Consider the following 16,446-nt stretch of genomic DNA (forward strand, 5'->3'; position numbering starts at 1 on the left):
ATTCTACTAAAAAATCAGGCAGCATAAATTTTAAAAGTTCTATAGAAGTCATCAATAATTCTTATAAAGACAAAGTTCTTCTTTTTTTTTAAATATTTGCCCCCAGGTTTTGAGATTGATCCTTGATCCATAATCCCTAATCCAAACCAATCTTTACCAAAATTCAAAATACAAAAAAAGCCTCTTCTTTCGAAGAGGCTTTTACTTTTGGGTGGCTGATGGGGCTCGAACCCACGACCCTCGGCACCACAAACCGATGCTCTGACCAACTGAGCTACAACCACCATTTGTTGTTTGCGGTTGCAAAGATACAACAGAAATCGAGTTCTCCAAACATTTTTTTGATAAAAATATAAATATTTTACACCAAACCAGCTAAGCTATTGACTGCCAAACATCTTTCTACTGTAAATCCTTCAGCATAATCTAAACCAACCAACCTACCTAGGTCTCTAGAACGATAATTTAGGCTCTCAAAAAAGTTTTTAGAAGTAATTGGCGATTCCGGTTCGTTAGAATTTGGATCATAAAATTGCGAACGATAGGCTAAAATAGCCTCAATTTTCTTTTCAGTAAAACCTGTGATATCAACCACAAAATCCGGTTCTATGTTCTTCCATTGGATATAATGATACACCAACTTTGGACGCCAGGCTTTTTGAAGCTGTCCGTCTAGCTCTGTTTCAATTTTCATCAAACCAGACAAAAAACAAGCATCGGAAACTAATTTACTTCCTTTACCATGATCAATATGACGATCATCAATTGCATTACATAAAACAATATCCGGCTGGTATTTACGAATCATTTTTATCACTTCCAGTTGGTGCTTCTCATCATTGACAAAAAAACCATCTCGCATGTTTAAATTTTCTCTAACTGAAATTCCTAAAATCTCTGCAGCAGCATTGGCTTCCTGATCTCTGATTTCCGCCGAACCACGAGTTCCTAATTCACCTCTTGTCAAATCAACAATTCCTACTTTATTTCCTAAGGAAATTTCTTTCAAGATAGTACCTGCACAACCTAATTCCACATCATCAGGATGCGCTCCAAACGCCAATATATCTAGTTTCATTTATTCTTTTTTCTATTCTCTTCTTACATTTCTTCAAAGTACACTTTTAATCGTCATGGATTTATTTACACTTTCATTCCATTCTTTTTCAGGAATACTTTCTTTGGTAATACCACATCCCATATACAAATGCGCTTTTTTATCCTTTATTTGCATGCAGCGTAAATTAACATACAAATCTGATTTTTGTTTTTTCTCAGCAAAATCTTTTTTATTCAATTCTCCTAAAAAGCCTGTGTAATATTCTCTTTCATAATCTTCATTTTGTAAAATAAAATCTTTAGCATCTTGCTTAGGTAAACCACAAACTGCCGGGGTTGGATGTAACACAGAAACTACTTGATTTAATTTTGATTCTTTATTGATCACCCCTTCTATATCGGTTTTAATATGCAGTACGTTACCCGCTTGAACGGTATACGGACTTGAAATAGCAAGTTCAGTAGTTAAACCTTTTAAATTTTCTAAAATAAAATCGGTAACCAATTGCTGTTCTTCTACTTCTTTAGATTCCCAAATTACATCCGTCTTTCCTTCAAAATTTTGTGTTCCGGCCAAGGCCATTGTACAAAACTTTTTCTTGCTGGCTTTCAACAAACGCTCTGGTGTAGCTCCCATCCATAAACCAATTTTTGGGTGGTACCAGCAATAACAAAAAACAGTTGGGAAATGATGAATTAATCTTGTGAAAACTGTAACCAAATCAAAATCAAGAATTTCTACAATTTCTTTACGAGATAAAACCACCTTTAAAAAATCCCCCCTCTTAATAGCCTGGATAGCTTTTTCAATCATATTTTCAAATGCAACTTTCTGTTCCAGATTCTCTTCTTTCTTAGAAAAAGCAGCTACATTATTCATTCCTGAAGCAGTAATTTCTGCTTCCCAAATTACCGATTGATTTTTGGGAATCAAAATCATCTGATTACCATCAAATGGAGCAAAAACAAAACCAGTTTCGTCCAAGGTTTCGGCAAAATACAAATGATCGTTTTTTTGAAAAAAACCTCTTAGTTCCGTTTTATAAGGCTTACTATAAATAACAAAAGGCAAATTCTGAGCTTCCTGTTGTTTTACTTTTATAAAAAAATCAATCATACACAATTGTATTATAAAGTTTTATTATCCAAATAAAGTTTAGCTTTTTCTTTTTCTTTTAGGCAAAACCATATTTGTCAATTTACAAAGTGAAATCAAATTATCTCTTTCATCAACAACTCGAATTTCCCATAGATGAATACTCGCTCCCTGATGAATTATTTTGGCAGTAGCAGTAACCACTCCTTCTCTTTTAGATTTTAAATGATTAGCCGAAATCTCAATTCCTCTTACCTCACTTACTTCCGGATTTACATATATAAACGAAGCGGCACTCCCTACACTTTCGGCTAATGCCACCGTAGCACCACCATGTAAAAGCCCCATTGGTTGATGAACACTTGGATTTACAGGCATTTTAGCAACTAGAAAACCTTCACCTGCATCAATATATTCAATATTTAAGGTTTCCATTAAAGTATTTTTCGAAATACGATTACAGTATTCCAATATCTTTTCTTTATCAAAAGTCATAATTCTATTTTAATCGTTTGTAAAAATAAAGAAAAGAATAGATACTTTGAGCTAAATCTAGCGCCATATTCTACTAAACTTTTAAAAATTCAACCTCAACAAATAAGATTTTTTCTATTTTTACAAAAAAACAGAATCAATGCGTCCTTTTTCGCTACTATATATCATTACAATTTTAACAACAATCTGTTCCTGTCGTTCCGATTTTTCGACCGTTCCCAGTTCAGGAAAATTAGGTTTTTCAAGTGATACTATTTTTTTAGATACCGTTTTTTCTACGATTAGTTCTAGCACTTATATATTAAAGGTATACAATCACAGCAAAGAAGACATTAGCATCCCTACTATAAAATTAAGCCAAGGATTAAATTCTAAATACCGCATGACAGTTGACGGCATGCAGGGCGAAAACAATAAAATTTTCAATAATGTGGTTTTGTTAGCCAAAGACAGCCTTTATGTTTTTATAGAAACCACTCCCAACATTAGCGATGCTAATCCCGATAATTTTTTATACGAAGACAACATTGAATTTGACAGCGGAAATAATTTACAAAAAGTAACGCTTCTCACACTGGTAAAAGATGCTGTTTTTCTTTATCCTAAACGCTTAGAGAATGGCGAAACCGAAACTGTAACTTTTGACGATACTGAATTCAAAGGGTTTTATCTGGACGAAAATGACGCAGTAAATGGAAATGAACTTCATTTTACCAACCAAAAACCTTATGTAATCTATGGCTATGCTACTGTTCCCGAAGGAAAAAAAGTAATTTTTGATGCTGGAGCCAGAGTTTATTTCCACAACAATTCCGGATTAATTGTTCCTCAATCTTCTACATTAGAATGCAACGGAACTGCTTCAACAACTTCTAAACAGGAAAATGAAATCATTTTTGAAGGTGATCGTCAGGAAGCTCCTTATGCCAATATCCCCGGACAATGGGCAACAATCTGGCTACGTGATGGAAGTACAAACAACAACATTAACCATCTAACGATAAAAAACGCTACTATCGGACTTAAAATTGACGGTCACAGTCAAAGCACTTGTACTATAAAAAACAGTCAGATTTACAACAGCTCTAATTATGGGATTCTGGCTCAAAATGCAAAAATAGCAGGCGAAAATATCGTTATAAATTCAGCCGGAAAAGCGGCTTTAGCCTGTACATACGGAGGAAATTATCTATTCACTCACTGTACTTTTAATAACTATTGGAACGGAGTCTCACAAACGACTTTAAGTATCAGCAATTACAAAACAGCTGCCAATCCTGAAATCATGGCTTTAACTCAGGCTACTTTTAACAACTGTATTATTTACGGTGCTTATTCGAATGAACTTAATTTAGACAAGAATGCATCAGCACTTTTTGAATACCAATTCAATAATTGTTTATTAAAACACGAAACAAACAGCAGCAATCCTTTGTATAATTTTGATGATAACACCCATTATAAAAACATCATCACCAACCAAAACCCTCATTTTTTGGACATTGCAAAAAACAAACTCAATATTAACAATACTTCTGCCGCTTTCGCAAAAGGAAATCCGGCTTATTTAATTCCGCTGGACATTAATGGAAAAACCAGAACACTTCCACCAGATTTAGGTGCTTACCAAAGTATGCCTTTTCCTGAATAAAATTTAATGTCCGGTTCTGAAATTACGATACAAGAATCCTAACAAATTAATAAAAGTCTATACTCCCCTTCATTTTCCCTTGGAGCTCTATGAATACAAGGCAATACTTTTTGCTGAGGATGATCAACCGCTAGTCGCCATAAATTTCCTAAACCTAAGTTAATGGGTTTAGATTCTGCTTTTGCCTGATAATGCAAATCAAAATAATTTTCTTTTAAAAAATCTTCGAATTCTAGCTCTGGACCGTCGTGTAATTCTTTTAGTCTTTCCCTGACTTCAAGAATCAGAATTTTTTGTTCCGCCTGATCATTCGAAATAATATCACTTGCGGCACCAAAATAAGTGCACAAAAAAGTATCTGTCGCAACCGGAGAACGATCGACGTGATAAGAATACACATCGGTTGAAATAAAATCAAATTCATCATCACGTTCATAACATTTCAATAAATTTAAGGATGGAGAAGCACCAAAATCAGTCAATAATTGCAAATCATTCAGAATAATTTCTCTGGCCAAGTTCCCTTTTTCAGACAATTGCAGATTCAATAAATCATCTGAAAAAACCTCTGTTATATTCTCTCCCAATTGCAATTGATTTACAATTTCTTTAAAATCACCCTCTAAATTTCGAAACCAGCACAAAGCATTAGTCACACCTTTAAATTCAGTATTCATAAGTTCTGAAAAAGAAGACACCACTCCTATTTGATTGCTGGTTGAAAACATAACAACGTAATTTTAAAATCTTTGAAAATCATTTTTAATGACTACAAAATTACTGATTTGTATAAGTTTTAAGAATTTTTCAAAAACAAAAAAAACGTAAAAAACAGCCTCCTTATTACCGCTTTAAAAAGTCATTTTTACACTTGTTCGTACTGTTTTTTTAACCTAAATTTGCAGCGTTAATTTAACAAACTTATACTTTTACGATGATTCATTTCTTTGAAAACCAAAGCAACGCAATTTTTGCTGTACAAACTCAAGGCGAAATTTCGGCTCAAGATATTTCTAAACTAAACTGGCTTTTTGCCAATGCAACTAAAATAGAGAAATCCGTATTGACGGATTTTTTTGTTGGTCCGCGTGCAACAATGATTACGCCTTGGAGTACCAATGCTGTGGAAATCACTCAAAATATGGGAATTTCAGGAATCATTCGTATCGAAGAATTCTACAAAGCATCTGAAGATTTCACTGATTTCGACCCAATGCTTTCTCAAAAATACACCGAATTAAATCAGGATATTTTTACCATCAATATTCAACCGGAACCAATTTTGGAAATTGACGATATTGACGGATACAACAAACAGGAAGGTTTAGCTTTAAGCTCGGAAGAAGTAGAATACTTAGATAATTTGGCTACCAAATTAGGAAGAAAACTAACGGATTCTGAAATATTTGCTTTCTCTCAGGCCAATTCAGAACACTGTCGTCACAAGATTTTCAACGGAACTTTCGTAATTGACGGTGAAGAAAAAGAAACTTCTCTTTTCAAATTAATCAAAAAAACATCTCAGGAAAACCCTAACGATATCGTTTCGGCTTACAAAGATAACGTAGCTTTTTTAAAAGGACCTAAAGTAACGCAGTTTGCACCAAAAAGTGCTGACAAAGCCGATTTCTACGAAACCAAAGAATTTGATTCGGTTATTTCATTAAAAGCAGAAACACACAACTTCCCTACAACTGTGGAGCCTTTCAACGGTGCTGCAACAGGTTCAGGTGGAGAAATTCGTGACCGTTTGGCCGGTGGTCAAGGTTCACTTCCATTAGCTGGAACTGCAGTTTATATGACTTCTTACTCTAGATTAGAACAAAATCGTCAATGGGAAAATGCTGTTGAAGAAAGAAAATGGTTGTACCAAACGCCAATGGATATCTTAATCAAGGCTTCGAATGGAGCGTCTGATTTTGGAAATAAATTTGGACAACCGCTAATTACTGGTTCAGTTTTGACATTCGAACACGAAGAAAACAACCGTAAAATTGGTTACGATAAAGTAATCATGCAGGCTGGTGGAATTGGTTACGGAAAATTAGATCAGGCTATCAAACACAAACCACAGGAAGGAGATAAAATCGTTATTCTAGGTGGAGAAAACTACCGTATTGGTATGGGTGGTGCTGCTGTTTCATCAGCAGATACGGGAGCTTTTGGTTCAGGAATTGAATTGAATGCTATCCAACGTTCGAATCCAGAAATGCAAAAACGTGCTGCTAATGCCATCCGTGGATTGGTAGAAAGCGACAACAACCCAATTGTTTCTATTCACGATCACGGTGCGGGTGGACACCTGAACTGTCTTTCGGAATTAGTAGAAGAAACAGGAGGTTTGATCGACTTAGACAAATTACCTGTAGGTGACCCTACCCTTTCGGCTAAGGAAATTATTGGTAACGAATCTCAAGAAAGAATGGGATTGGTTATTGGTCAAAAAGACATTGACACTTTACAAAGAATTGCCGAAAGAGAGCGTGCTCCTATGTATCAGGTAGGTGATGTTACTAACGATCATCGTTTTACTTTCGAATCAAAAACTACTGGGGCTAAACCAATGGATTACGCTTTGGAAGATTTCTTCGGAAGTTCTCCAAAAACAGTTATGACTGATAACAGTGTAGCTTATAACTATAATGAATTAGCTTACGATAAAAACAACATCGCTACTTATTTAGAAGGAGTTCTACAATTAGAAGCAGTTGCTTGTAAAGATTGGTTAACGAATAAAGTAGACCGTTGTGTAAGCGGAAGAGTAGCCAAACAACAATGTGCCGGACCATTACAATTGCCATTAAACAACGTTGGGGTGATGGCTTTGGATTACAATGGAAAAGAAGGTATTGCTACTTCTATCGGACACTCTCCTGTTGCTGCTTTAGTAGATGCAGCTGCGGGTAGCCGTACTGCCATTGCAGAGTCATTATCAAACATCATTTGGGCTCCAATTAAAGACGGAATCAAAGGGGTTTCTCTATCGGCTAACTGGATGTGGGCTTGTAAAAACGAAGGTGAAGATGCCCGTTTATACGAAGCGGTTCAGGCTTGTTCTGACTTTGCTATCGAATTAGGAATCAATATCCCAACAGGAAAAGATTCACTTTCGATGAAACAAAAATACCCTAATGACGAAGTAATTGCTCCTGGTACCGTTATTATTTCAGCTGCAGGAAACTGTACAAATATCACTAAAGTGGTGGAACCGGTTTTACAAAAGAATGCAGGTTCTATTTATTATATCAACCTTTCTCAGGATGACTTTAAATTAGGAGGTTCTTCTTTTGCTCAAATATTAAATAAGATTGGTACCGAAGTTCCAACGATTAAAGATGCTGAATTCTTCAAAAAAGCATTCAACACTGTTCAGGAATTGATTAATGACCGTCAAATTGTAGCCGGTCACGATATTGGAAGTGGTGGTTTAATTACTACTTTGTTAGAAATGTGTTTTGCTGATGTAAACTTAGGAGCTAAAATTGATTTCTCTGTTTTTGAAGAAAAAGACATTATTAAATATTTATTTGCAGAAAATATTGGTCTGGTTTTCCAAGCTAAGGAAGATACTGTTTTAGAAAGCAAATTAAACGCTAACGGAGTTTCATTCTACAAACTAGGAACTGTTACTAATGAAGCTACTTTAGACTTTGGTCCTTGCCAATTAGACATTGCTAAATACAGAGATGTTTGGTTTAAAACTTCTTATTTATTAGACCAAAAACAATCTAAAAACGGAACTGCGAAAGAGCGTTTTGACAACTATAAAAATCAGCCGTTACAGTTTACTTTCCCTGCTCATTTCACAGGTAAAAAAGCAGAAATCCCTGCAGGTGCAAGACCAAAAGCAGCTATTATACGTGAAAAAGGATCTAACTCTGAGCGTGAAGTAGCTAACGCGATGTACATGGCCGGATTTGATGTAAAAGACGTTCACATGACCGACTTAATCTCAGGGCGTGAAACTTTGGAAGATATTCAATTTATCGGAGCTGTTGGAGGTTTCTCTAACTCTGACGTTTTAGGTTCTGCTAAAGGTTGGGCTGGAGCATTCTTATACAACGAAAAAGCAAAAACGGCTTTAGAAAACTTCTTCAAACGTGAAGATACTTTATCAGTAGGTATTTGTAATGGTTGCCAATTGTTCATGGAATTAGAATTGATCAATCCAGAACATGAAGTACACGGAAAAATGCAACACAACAACTCTCACAAACACGAGAGTAACTTTACTTCTGTAACTATCCAGGAAAATAACTCGGTAATGTTGTCTTCATTAGCAGGATCGACTTTAGGAGTTTGGATTTCACATGGAGAAGGAAAATTTAACTTACCTTATGCTGAAGACCAATACCAAATCGTTGGTAAATACGGTTATGACAGCTACCCGGCTAATCCAAATGGTTCTTCTTACAACACAGCCATGATGTGTGATAAAACAGGTCGTCACCTAGTAATGATGCCTCACATTGAGCGTTCTTACTTCCCTTGGAACTGGGCTAATTATCCAAACAACGGAAGAAAAGATGAAGTATCACCTTGGCAGGAAGCTTTTGTTAATGCCAGAAAATGGCTAGAAAACAAATAATCATTTTAAATTATATATCAAAAAGCGTTCTCGAAAGAGAGCGCTTTTTTTGTAAAACTAATCTTTATTTTATTTATCTTTCGATTCTAATTATAACCAAATTTTTTATGAAAAAATCAATACTAATCTTAAGTCTAGTATTATTCTCTTTTACTGTAAATGCTCAAGATTCAGCTAAAACAGAAAAAATCAAACAATTACTTGAATTAAGCGGTTCCGGAAAAATGGGGATTCAGGTAATGGACCAAATGATGAACAGTTTTAAAAGTTCTTATAGCACCGTCAAACAGGAATTTTGGGAAGAATTCAGAAAAGAAATTAACCCAAGTGATATTGAAAACATAATTTTGCCTATTTATGAAACATATTATACAGAAGATGACATTGATCAAATGATAGCTTTTTATAAATCTCCAATTGGTAAAAAAAATGATTCAGACAATGCCGTTGGTTATGAAAGAATCTATGACTGCGGGACAGAACTGGGGAAAAGAAATAGCCACAAAAGTTTTAGCTAGGTTAAAAGAAAAAGGCTATTTGGATAAATAAAATACAATCGATAGCTTTGCTTCAAACAACAAACCAAACTATTAATCTATGCCAACACCAGTTTCAGAATGCTCATATTGTCAAAAAAACGAAGCATTAGACAATTTAATGATCAAAATCACTGATCTAAAAGTATCCGAATTATTTCTTTTTAAAGAACAGTCCTATACAGGGCGATTAAATGTAGTCTACAAAGATCACGGAGTTGAATTTCATGAGCTTACTGATGAACAACGCAATGCTTTCATGGAGGATGTGGCTATCACAGCCAAAGCGATTGCTAAAGTTTTTAATCCGGACAAAATTAACTATGGTGCTTTTTCAGATAAATTATCGCATCTACATTTTCATATTGTTCCTAAATATGCTGATGGTTATGGATTTGGAAGCGTCTTTGAAATGTTTCCTAACAGAGTAAAGCTCACAGATGCTGAATACGAAGCCTTAATTGAAAAAGTAAAAGCTGCTTTATAAAATCCTGCAACTGATACTCAAAACAGAATCCTCTTTTTTAGATTAATTTAAGAAGAGGATTTTTTGTTGATCAACTTAGTTAAAAAAGAACACAGATTATATTAATTTCAGCAGATCAACACTGATCAATACTAAAAAACCCGTTTTTATCTGTTCAATCAGTGTCATCTGTGTACCGTATTTCAGTCCGCTTAAACGGGAATCTGTAACCACAAACAAACTTATTTCTGTATCTGTAATTGATTTTTAACAATTGATAGCTTTACATTCAAAATATGTAGAGTATGGAATTAAATTTAAAACAACAGCAGCTTCTAAACTTTAGAGCGGTAACTATTTCTGATCTTAATGCGGTTACAAGCCTTTACCAACAGCATAATACTGCTATTTCAAATACTAATTTTAAATTCAATCATCACTTTGGTCTGCCCCTGTATGTAGCCGAATGGAATAATGAAATTGTTGGTTATTCGTATGTAGTTTTAGTAAATCCAAATGACTATTGCTTGAAAACAAATATTGCCACTGCCTATTCAAATGAACCTATAAATAAAAATTTGATGCTGAAAACAGAATATTTCTTTAAAAAAGAATGGCAACATGTTTCCAGTAAAAACCTAACTATCGCAATTGATCAATTGGTAAAATGGTTAAACAATTCTATTTCCTAATTCCAAAATGGTCACAGATGAAATATTTACTACTTTTATAGGACACAAATAATTACGTAATGCAAAAAGAAATTTTATACCTGAAAATTGCAAAAATCCTAGAAGAGCAAATCGCTGCCGGAACATTAAAAACGGGAGAAAAACTTCCTTCAATTCGTACGGTACAAAAAATTTACAATGTAAGTATCAATACAGTCAAACAAGCTTTCTTAGAACTGGAAAGTAAATCTTTGATAACTTCCAAACCTAAATCCGGCTATTATGTCAATCAATCATTCAACACTAAATTAGGCCTTCCAACAATAAATAAACTTCATCTATCTGATAAAGAAAAAACTCCTGAAGACTTAATTAGTAAAGTTTTTAATACTCTTACAAACAAAGATTTTACTCAACTTTCGCTAGGTGTTGTTGACAAAAGTATGCTGCCTATTACAAAACTAAACAAGGGGGTTGTAAAAGTATTACGCAATCTGGAAGACAGCGGAACCAGTTACGAAACCGCTCAGGGAAACATTAATTTAAGAAGAAATGTTGCCAAATGGTCTTTTACATGGGACGGACATTTAACAGAAGACGCTATTGTAACCACCTCGGGAGCTTTAAATGCGCTTTTTTATGCCTTAATAACTGTAACCAAACCCGGTGATACTGTAGCTATTGAAAGCCCAGTTTATTTTGGGATTTTGCAAATGATTAAATCATTAGGTTTAAATATTATCGAACTCCCAACCCATCCAGTAACAGGAGTGGCTATTGAAGATTTGAAAAAAGTGCTCCCAAAAATAAAGGCCTGTTGTTTTGTGACTAATTTCAATAACCCAATAGGAAGCTGTATACCGGAAGAAAATAAAAAAGAAATAGTTCGTTTACTTACAGCACATAACATTCCTTTGGTAGAAGATGATTTATATGGTGATATTTTCTTTGGCACCAAGCGACCAAAACCCTGCAAAGCATTCGACGAGGAGGGTATTGTAATGTGGTGCGGTTCATTTTCAAAAACATTAGCTCCGGGATATCGTGTGGGCTGGGTTGCTCCAGGTATATTCAAAGATAAATTAATTAGACACAAATTATTTCATACTATGTCTAGTCCTCCATTACATCAGGAAGTAATTGCTGATTTTATGGAGCATGGCCGATATGACCATCATTTAAGGACTTTACGAAACACCTTATATTCCAACTATTTAAACTTTCAGCGTACAATAGAAAACTATTTCCCTGAAAACACTAAAATTTCAAAACCCCAAGGAGGCTTTGTGCTTTGGCTGGAACTCGACCCTAAAATTGATACTGCAATTCTTTACGATATTGCAATCCAACAAAATATAAGCTTTGCACCGGGAAGAATGTTTACACAACACGATCAGTATAACAACTGTATGCGATTAAATTTTGCCGTAAAATGGGACGAAAAAGTTGAAAACAGTTTGAAAAAATTAGGAACCTTAATCAAACAACAATTATAAAAATGAAAATCTATCAAATTGACGCATTTACTAAAGAAGTTTTCTCAGGAAATCCAGCAGCCGTTTGTCCGCTAGAAGAATGGATAAGTAGTTCGATTATGCAAAAAATTGCCGCCGAAAATAATCTGGCAGAAACGGCCTTTTATGTCAAAAACGGTGATATGTACGAGATACGATGGTTTACCCCAACCGTTGAAGTCGATCTTTGCGGTCACGCTACACTAGCAGCTGCTTACGTATTATTTAATTTTGAAAATCATACCGATAATTTGATTCAATTTTATTCTGAAAGAAGTGGTAATTTAACCGTTACCAAAGAAGGAGATTTATTATCCTTGAATTTTCCAGCAGATGAATTTGAAGCAATACCATTAACGCCTCAAATAACAGAAGGATTGAATATAAAACCTATTCAGGCTTTTAAAGGGAAAACCGACTATATGTTTCTTTTTGAAAAAGAAGAAGAAATACTAAACCTGACTCCAAATTTTGAACAACTTTCAAAACTAGCCGCAAGAGGAATTATAGTTACCGCCAAAGGCGAAACCTCTGATTTTGTTTCCCGATTTTTTGGACCACGATCTGGCATTAACGAGGATCCGGTAACAGGATCAGCCCATACTACTTTGATTCCTTTTTGGGCAAACGAATTGAATAAAACAAAATTGTCGGCAATTCAACTTTCAGAACGAAAAGGGTACTTGGATTGTGAGCTTCTGAGAGACAGAGTTCGTATTAGCGGATATGCCATATGCTATATGATGGGAACAATTTTTACTGCAAAAGAAAAGCCACTTTAAATAATTAAAATGGCTTTCTAACAAAAATTCATCAAACCCTAAAATGACAAATCCTATATTTTTAATTTTATTAATCTAAATCTACTAGTGCATAATCCATAAAAATAGCTGGCTCTCTTTCGTTTTGCCAATAATCAGCAAGAATACTTAACACTACATCTTTTAAACCTGTAAATGAACTATCTGTTTGATTCTCTTCATCTTTAATTACTTCAATAAGTAATTGATTTACTTTTTTGATTTTTTCTGAATTTGTCATCTTGATGTGGTTTTAAACAATTAATTATTCAGTTTTTTAATATTGGTAAAAGTATATCAATTATATATTCACGACAATACCCACTTTTAGTGATTTTTTTTTAGCCTTTTAACAAAATCCTAAGAATTGTCTTATTCACACTTTAAAATTATCTATTAATTCCTTAATTTGCTTCAATCTTTTTGTCCAAACTATAAACAAAAAATAAAGTTGCCCCATACAAAATATAACAGTTAAAGATAAGTAAAAATATTTTATTATCGTAAAATGAATATTGTATGTAAAAAAAAACAACAAGCCTCCAACAAAAACTAATCTTGCTATAATACTAAAAAAAGCATAGCTTTTCATTTTCCTATAAAGTTTGCTTAGACTAGTTACAATATCAGTTCCATCTGTCAAATATTTATTATAAAAATAACCGTAAAAACTATGTAAAATGGGAACTAACAGTGAGAGTACCACAACAAGATTAACCCAAATAGGTTTTGATTCTCCATCAAACATAGAAAAATACACTACTAAAAAAAATCCCCAAGCCGTAACCTCAAATATAATTTGTCGTCTAATGGATTTCAAAACAGGATGTCTATTTTCCTGTAACAGCAACAATAGAGATTCATCGGTTTTTAAAATGGGCCGTACAGTATTCCAATCGGATTTTAAATCGTCTATTTCCATGATTTATTTCATTAAGGTTTTAATTTTGGCTTTAATTCGATTGAGTTTTACTCCAACATAATTCTCATTAATACCGGTAATTTCAGCAATTTGCTGATAAGATAGCTCTTCAAAATACAAACTAATCAGCGCTTTTTCGCTATCGTCAAGCAGTTTCAAAACAGCAAACAATCGTTCCTGCCTTAACAGAAGTTCATCATTTGGATGTTCTTCGGCAAAATCAGGCAATTGATTCGAATAATTTATTGGCACCGTTTTTTTTCTAAATGAAGCCAATGCCGTATTTAAAGCGACCCTATAAACCCAAGTACTTAAACTTGAATCACCTTTAAATTGAGGATAAGATTTCCAAAGTTGAAATACAATTTCCTGAAATAAATCTTCCCGATCTTCAAGGCTATCCCGGTACAATCGACACAATTTATGTATCATGGGATTGTACTGGGAAAGTGTTAGCAAAAAATCTTTTTCAATAGATTTCATCTAGATTTATTTCGTTTTCAAATACATACTAATGTAATTTAATTATTTTCAATTTTCAATTCTTTCTTTATCAAAAGAATTTCTTTTACAATTTGCTCATTTTGCAGTTTCAAGCTATCAATTGTCTGCTGTAATTTTTCATCCCTGATTTTTGATCTTCCTTCTGGCGAAGACTCTTTTCCACAGCTCACAACAACAAAAAGTAGACTAATAAGTATTGTTTTCATAACTAATATATTTTAAAACATTAGTTGTTTGAATTAAAAAAAACTTACACCCAATGAAAAAATATTTTAAAAAGAGATTGCGCAACCAACCAATTGCATTATATTTGCAACTGATTGATTTCGTTTTTTTTATTCAAAATGAGAAGAGATATTTTTCAGGCTATTGCCGACCCTACCCGACGCGCCATTATAGGTCTTATTGCTGTTCAGGCAATGACGCCTAATGCCATTGCAGAACATTTTAACACGAGCAGACAGGCCATTTCTAAACATTTACGCATACTTTCGGAATGTGAACTGCTACAACAAGAACAAAAAGGCAGAGAAATCTATTATCAATTAGAATTAAACAAAATGAAAGAAATTGACCAATGGCTGGCACAATTCAAAGCCATTTGGGAAAACCGTTTCAACGAATTAGATAGTATATTAGCAACCCTCAAAAACAAAACAAATGAAAACGAATCTACAGTTTGACTTTATTGTCAATAAAGGAAATAATACCGTAAACGTAACAAGAGAATTTGCCGCTAAGCTTCCTTTAGTTTGGGATGCCTGGACTAAACCTGAAATATTAGATTTATGGTGGGCGCCAAAACCTTATAAAACCCAAACCAAGTCGATGGATTTTAGAGAAGGAGGTTCCTGGTTTTACGGCATGGTCGCTCCTGACGGATTGATACACTGGTGTAGAAATGATTATCAAAAAATAGACGTTTTAAAAAGTTTCTCTGGATTAGACTCTTTTTGTGACGAAAATGGTGCAATCAATACTGATTTTCCGCGTACGGTTTGGAACAACACTTTTACCGAAAACGGAGAAACCACAACCGTAACTATCGATGCGCAATATGAAAAATTAGCCGATTTAGAACAAATTATCGCAATGGGATTCCAGGAAGGATTCACTATGGCATTAGGTAATTTGGATGAGTATTTAAATGAAGTAACTAAATGAGTTTTTCGAAAAAGAATAATCTAATTGCAGCTATTTTTCTTGTCAGCCAAATTAGTATAAGCCAGATAAAATTAAAAATAGAAAAAAATCAAACTTATTTTACCGAAGGAAAAGATAGCATATTGACCTATCAGGCTGCTGAAAAATCCTTAAATGGAAAATATAATCGTTCTAATTATATCCATCCATTATACAATTTGGACGGCAGTATTTTAAGCGAAGATTTCCCTGCTGACCATTTGCATCATCGGGGAATATTCTGGGCTTGGCATCAATTGTATATTGGCAATAAAAGAATTGGTGATGGCTGGGAAATAGAAAATTTTAAATGCGAAGTTAGTTCTGTAAAAGAGAAAAGACAAAAAGACTTTAGCAAAGCAATACAATCAACTGTTCTTTGGAAGTCGCCTTTATGGAAGGATAAAAAAGGTGTCGAAAAAGCCTTTGTTAAAGAAACTACGGTAATCAGAGTCTATCCAAAACAACACAATTACCGTCTGATAGATATTGAAATTAGTATATTAGCTTTAGAACCCAATATGAAAATTGGCGGCTCAGAAGACGAGAAAGGTTATGGCGGTTTTTCACCAAGAATCAAATTGAGTGAAGATATTATTTTCACCAATCCTAAAGGCAAAATCAGCCCTACTAATCTGGCAATTCCTGCCAGTGAATGGATGGATGTTTCAGGTTCAATAGGAAAAAACAACACATCTGCAGGACTAACTGTTTTGTGTAATCCGCAAAATCCCGGTTTTCCAAACCCTTGGATTTTAAGGGCTAAAAAAAGTATGCAAAATGCAGTCTACCCTTTTCCCGGTTCAAAAGCAATTCCGTTATCCAACAAAAAACCAACTGTTTTGCGTTATCGATTAGTTGTTCATGATGGCAATGCGAATGCTGTTCCTATTGCTGAAATTTATAAGAACTACACTAAAAAAAAAATAGCCACAGATTAAAAGATTTTCAAAGATTACTTT

General features: G+C 34.2%; 18 protein-coding genes and 1 tRNA gene. 10 read left to right on the plus strand and 9 right to left on the minus strand.

The window, feature by feature from the left end; translation table 11 throughout:
• Positions 1-210: 210 nt before the first annotated feature.
• The 4 genes from AAEO59_RS11950 to AAEO59_RS11965 all read right to left on the minus strand — a co-directional run bounded on the left by AAEO59_RS11950 (position 211) and on the right by AAEO59_RS11965 (position 2,650).
• Positions 211-284: transfer RNA gene (locus tag AAEO59_RS11950), tRNA-His, on the minus strand.
• Between the two features lie 77 nt (positions 285-361).
• A complete protein-coding gene (bshB1, locus tag AAEO59_RS11955) occupies positions 362-1,078 on the minus strand; it encodes a bacillithiol biosynthesis deacetylase BshB1 (protein WP_341700978.1) in 717 nt (238 codons plus the stop codon).
• 33 nt (positions 1,079-1,111) lie between these two features.
• Positions 1,112-2,176, minus strand: a complete 1,065-nt coding sequence (locus AAEO59_RS11960) for a chorismate-binding protein (protein ID WP_341700979.1) — start codon at positions 2,174-2,176, stop codon at positions 1,112-1,114.
• A 39-nt stretch (positions 2,177-2,215) separates the two neighbouring features.
• Positions 2,216-2,650 (minus strand): PaaI family thioesterase, encoded by a 435-nt coding sequence (locus AAEO59_RS11965; protein ID WP_341700980.1) that lies wholly within the window; start codon positions 2,648-2,650, stop codon positions 2,216-2,218.
• 139 nt (positions 2,651-2,789) lie between these two features.
• Here AAEO59_RS11965 and AAEO59_RS11970 point away from each other — a divergent pair, with 139 nt between their 5' ends.
• Complete coding sequence (locus AAEO59_RS11970; protein ID WP_341700981.1) at positions 2,790-4,301, plus strand: hypothetical protein; 1,512 nt, start codon at positions 2,790-2,792, stop codon at positions 4,299-4,301.
• Positions 4,302-4,339: 38 nt separating this feature from the next.
• On the opposite strand, the gene AAEO59_RS11975 is transcribed toward AAEO59_RS11970, so the two are convergent.
• Entirely contained in the window at positions 4,340-5,029 is a 690-nt protein-coding gene (locus AAEO59_RS11975; RefSeq protein WP_341700982.1) for a DUF1826 domain-containing protein, read from the minus strand.
• A 206-nt stretch (positions 5,030-5,235) separates the two neighbouring features.
• Between AAEO59_RS11975 and purL the strand changes: the two genes are divergently transcribed.
• From purL to AAEO59_RS12005, 6 genes are all read left to right on the plus strand, one after another.
• Positions 5,236-8,889, plus strand: coding sequence for a phosphoribosylformylglycinamidine synthase (gene purL / locus AAEO59_RS11980; protein ID WP_341700983.1), 3,654 nt, complete (start codon positions 5,236-5,238; stop codon positions 8,887-8,889).
• Positions 8,890-8,996: 107 nt separating this feature from the next.
• Positions 8,997-9,407, plus strand: a complete 411-nt coding sequence (locus AAEO59_RS11985) for a DUF2059 domain-containing protein (RefSeq protein WP_341700984.1) — start codon at positions 8,997-8,999, stop codon at positions 9,405-9,407.
• Between the two features lie 79 nt (positions 9,408-9,486).
• Positions 9,487-9,912 carry an HIT family protein gene (locus AAEO59_RS11990; RefSeq protein WP_341700985.1) on the plus strand — a complete coding sequence of 142 codons (426 nt, stop codon included), beginning with the start codon at positions 9,487-9,489 and terminating at the stop codon, positions 9,910-9,912.
• 284 nt (positions 9,913-10,196) lie between these two features.
• Positions 10,197-10,583, plus strand: coding sequence for a GNAT family N-acetyltransferase (locus AAEO59_RS11995; RefSeq protein WP_341700986.1), 387 nt, complete (start codon positions 10,197-10,199; stop codon positions 10,581-10,583).
• A gap of 59 nt (positions 10,584-10,642) precedes the next feature.
• On the plus strand, positions 10,643-12,058 hold the full coding sequence (locus AAEO59_RS12000; RefSeq protein WP_341700987.1) for an aminotransferase-like domain-containing protein: 1,416 nt from the start codon (positions 10,643-10,645) through the stop codon (positions 12,056-12,058).
• Between the two features lie 2 nt (positions 12,059-12,060).
• On the plus strand, positions 12,061-12,858 hold the full coding sequence (locus AAEO59_RS12005; protein ID WP_341700988.1) for a PhzF family phenazine biosynthesis protein: 798 nt from the start codon (positions 12,061-12,063) through the stop codon (positions 12,856-12,858).
• Positions 12,859-12,928: 70 nt separating this feature from the next.
• On the opposite strand, the gene AAEO59_RS12010 is transcribed toward AAEO59_RS12005, so the two are convergent.
• The 4 genes from AAEO59_RS12010 to AAEO59_RS12025 all read right to left on the minus strand — a co-directional run bounded on the left by AAEO59_RS12010 (position 12,929) and on the right by AAEO59_RS12025 (position 14,508).
• Positions 12,929-13,117, minus strand: coding sequence for a hypothetical protein (locus AAEO59_RS12010; RefSeq protein ID WP_341700989.1), 189 nt, complete (start codon positions 13,115-13,117; stop codon positions 12,929-12,931).
• A 135-nt stretch (positions 13,118-13,252) separates the two neighbouring features.
• Complete coding sequence (locus AAEO59_RS12015) at positions 13,253-13,798, minus strand: hypothetical protein (protein ID WP_341700990.1); 546 nt, start codon at positions 13,796-13,798, stop codon at positions 13,253-13,255.
• 3 nt (positions 13,799-13,801) lie between these two features.
• The gene (locus AAEO59_RS12020; RefSeq protein ID WP_341700991.1) at positions 13,802-14,281 is read right to left on the minus strand and encodes an RNA polymerase sigma factor; all 480 of its coding nucleotides are present in this window, start codon (positions 14,279-14,281) and stop codon (positions 13,802-13,804) included.
• A gap of 38 nt (positions 14,282-14,319) precedes the next feature.
• Complete coding sequence (locus AAEO59_RS12025; RefSeq protein WP_341700992.1) at positions 14,320-14,508, minus strand: hypothetical protein; 189 nt, start codon at positions 14,506-14,508, stop codon at positions 14,320-14,322.
• Positions 14,509-14,646: 138 nt separating this feature from the next.
• Here AAEO59_RS12025 and AAEO59_RS12030 point away from each other — a divergent pair, with 138 nt between their 5' ends.
• Genes AAEO59_RS12030 through AAEO59_RS12040 form a run of 3 tightly spaced genes read left to right on the plus strand, consistent with a single transcriptional unit; the run spans position 14,647 to position 16,425 of the window.
• Positions 14,647-14,985: an ArsR/SmtB family transcription factor gene (locus AAEO59_RS12030; RefSeq protein WP_341700993.1), complete on the plus strand. Its 339-nt coding sequence runs from the start codon at positions 14,647-14,649 to the stop codon at positions 14,983-14,985.
• Positions 14,963-15,466 (plus strand): SRPBCC family protein, encoded by a 504-nt coding sequence (locus AAEO59_RS12035; RefSeq protein WP_341700994.1) that lies wholly within the window; start codon positions 14,963-14,965, stop codon positions 15,464-15,466. Before AAEO59_RS12030 ends, AAEO59_RS12035 begins: the two co-directional genes overlap by 23 nt.
• A complete protein-coding gene (locus tag AAEO59_RS12040) occupies positions 15,463-16,425 on the plus strand; it encodes a DUF6807 family protein (RefSeq protein ID WP_341700995.1) in 963 nt (320 codons plus the stop codon). Before AAEO59_RS12035 ends, AAEO59_RS12040 begins: the two co-directional genes overlap by 4 nt.
• Positions 16,426-16,446 lie beyond the last annotated feature (21 nt).

Origin of the sequence: Flavobacterium flavipallidum (genome assembly GCF_038289905.1) — a bacterium.
In the GTDB taxonomy this organism is placed as follows: Bacteria; Bacteroidota; Bacteroidia; order Flavobacteriales; family Flavobacteriaceae; genus Flavobacterium; species Flavobacterium flavipallidum.

Bases quoted from the DNA above. Each gene is read 5' to 3' on its own strand.
- bshB1 (WP_341700978.1), bottom strand. From the start codon at position 1,078: ATGAAACTAGATATATTGGCGTTTGGAGCGCATCCTGATGATGTGGAA.
- AAEO59_RS11960 (WP_341700979.1), bottom strand. From the start codon at position 2,176: ATGATTGATTTTTTTATAAAAGTAAAACAACAGGAAGCTCAGAATTTG.
- AAEO59_RS11965 (WP_341700980.1), bottom strand. From the start codon at position 2,650: ATGACTTTTGATAAAGAAAAGATATTGGAATACTGTAATCGTATTTCG.
- AAEO59_RS11970 (WP_341700981.1), top strand. From the start codon at position 2,790: ATGCGTCCTTTTTCGCTACTATATATCATTACAATTTTAACAACAATC.
- AAEO59_RS11975 (WP_341700982.1), bottom strand. From the start codon at position 5,029: ATGTTTTCAACCAGCAATCAAATAGGAGTGGTGTCTTCTTTTTCAGAA.
- purL (WP_341700983.1), top strand. From the start codon at position 5,236: ATGATTCATTTCTTTGAAAACCAAAGCAACGCAATTTTTGCTGTACAA.
- AAEO59_RS11985 (WP_341700984.1), top strand. From the start codon at position 8,997: ATGAAAAAATCAATACTAATCTTAAGTCTAGTATTATTCTCTTTTACT.
- AAEO59_RS11990 (WP_341700985.1), top strand. From the start codon at position 9,487: ATGCCAACACCAGTTTCAGAATGCTCATATTGTCAAAAAAACGAAGCA.
- AAEO59_RS11995 (WP_341700986.1), top strand. From the start codon at position 10,197: ATGGAATTAAATTTAAAACAACAGCAGCTTCTAAACTTTAGAGCGGTA.
- AAEO59_RS12000 (WP_341700987.1), top strand. From the start codon at position 10,643: ATGCAAAAAGAAATTTTATACCTGAAAATTGCAAAAATCCTAGAAGAG.
- AAEO59_RS12005 (WP_341700988.1), top strand. From the start codon at position 12,061: ATGAAAATCTATCAAATTGACGCATTTACTAAAGAAGTTTTCTCAGGA.
- AAEO59_RS12010 (WP_341700989.1), bottom strand. From the start codon at position 13,117: ATGACAAATTCAGAAAAAATCAAAAAAGTAAATCAATTACTTATTGAA.
- AAEO59_RS12015 (WP_341700990.1), bottom strand. From the start codon at position 13,798: ATGGAAATAGACGATTTAAAATCCGATTGGAATACTGTACGGCCCATT.
- AAEO59_RS12020 (WP_341700991.1), bottom strand. From the start codon at position 14,281: ATGAAATCTATTGAAAAAGATTTTTTGCTAACACTTTCCCAGTACAAT.
- AAEO59_RS12025 (WP_341700992.1), bottom strand. From the start codon at position 14,508: ATGAAAACAATACTTATTAGTCTACTTTTTGTTGTTGTGAGCTGTGGA.
- AAEO59_RS12030 (WP_341700993.1), top strand. From the start codon at position 14,647: ATGAGAAGAGATATTTTTCAGGCTATTGCCGACCCTACCCGACGCGCC.
- AAEO59_RS12035 (WP_341700994.1), top strand. From the start codon at position 14,963: ATGAAAACGAATCTACAGTTTGACTTTATTGTCAATAAAGGAAATAAT.
- AAEO59_RS12040 (WP_341700995.1), top strand. From the start codon at position 15,463: ATGAGTTTTTCGAAAAAGAATAATCTAATTGCAGCTATTTTTCTTGTC.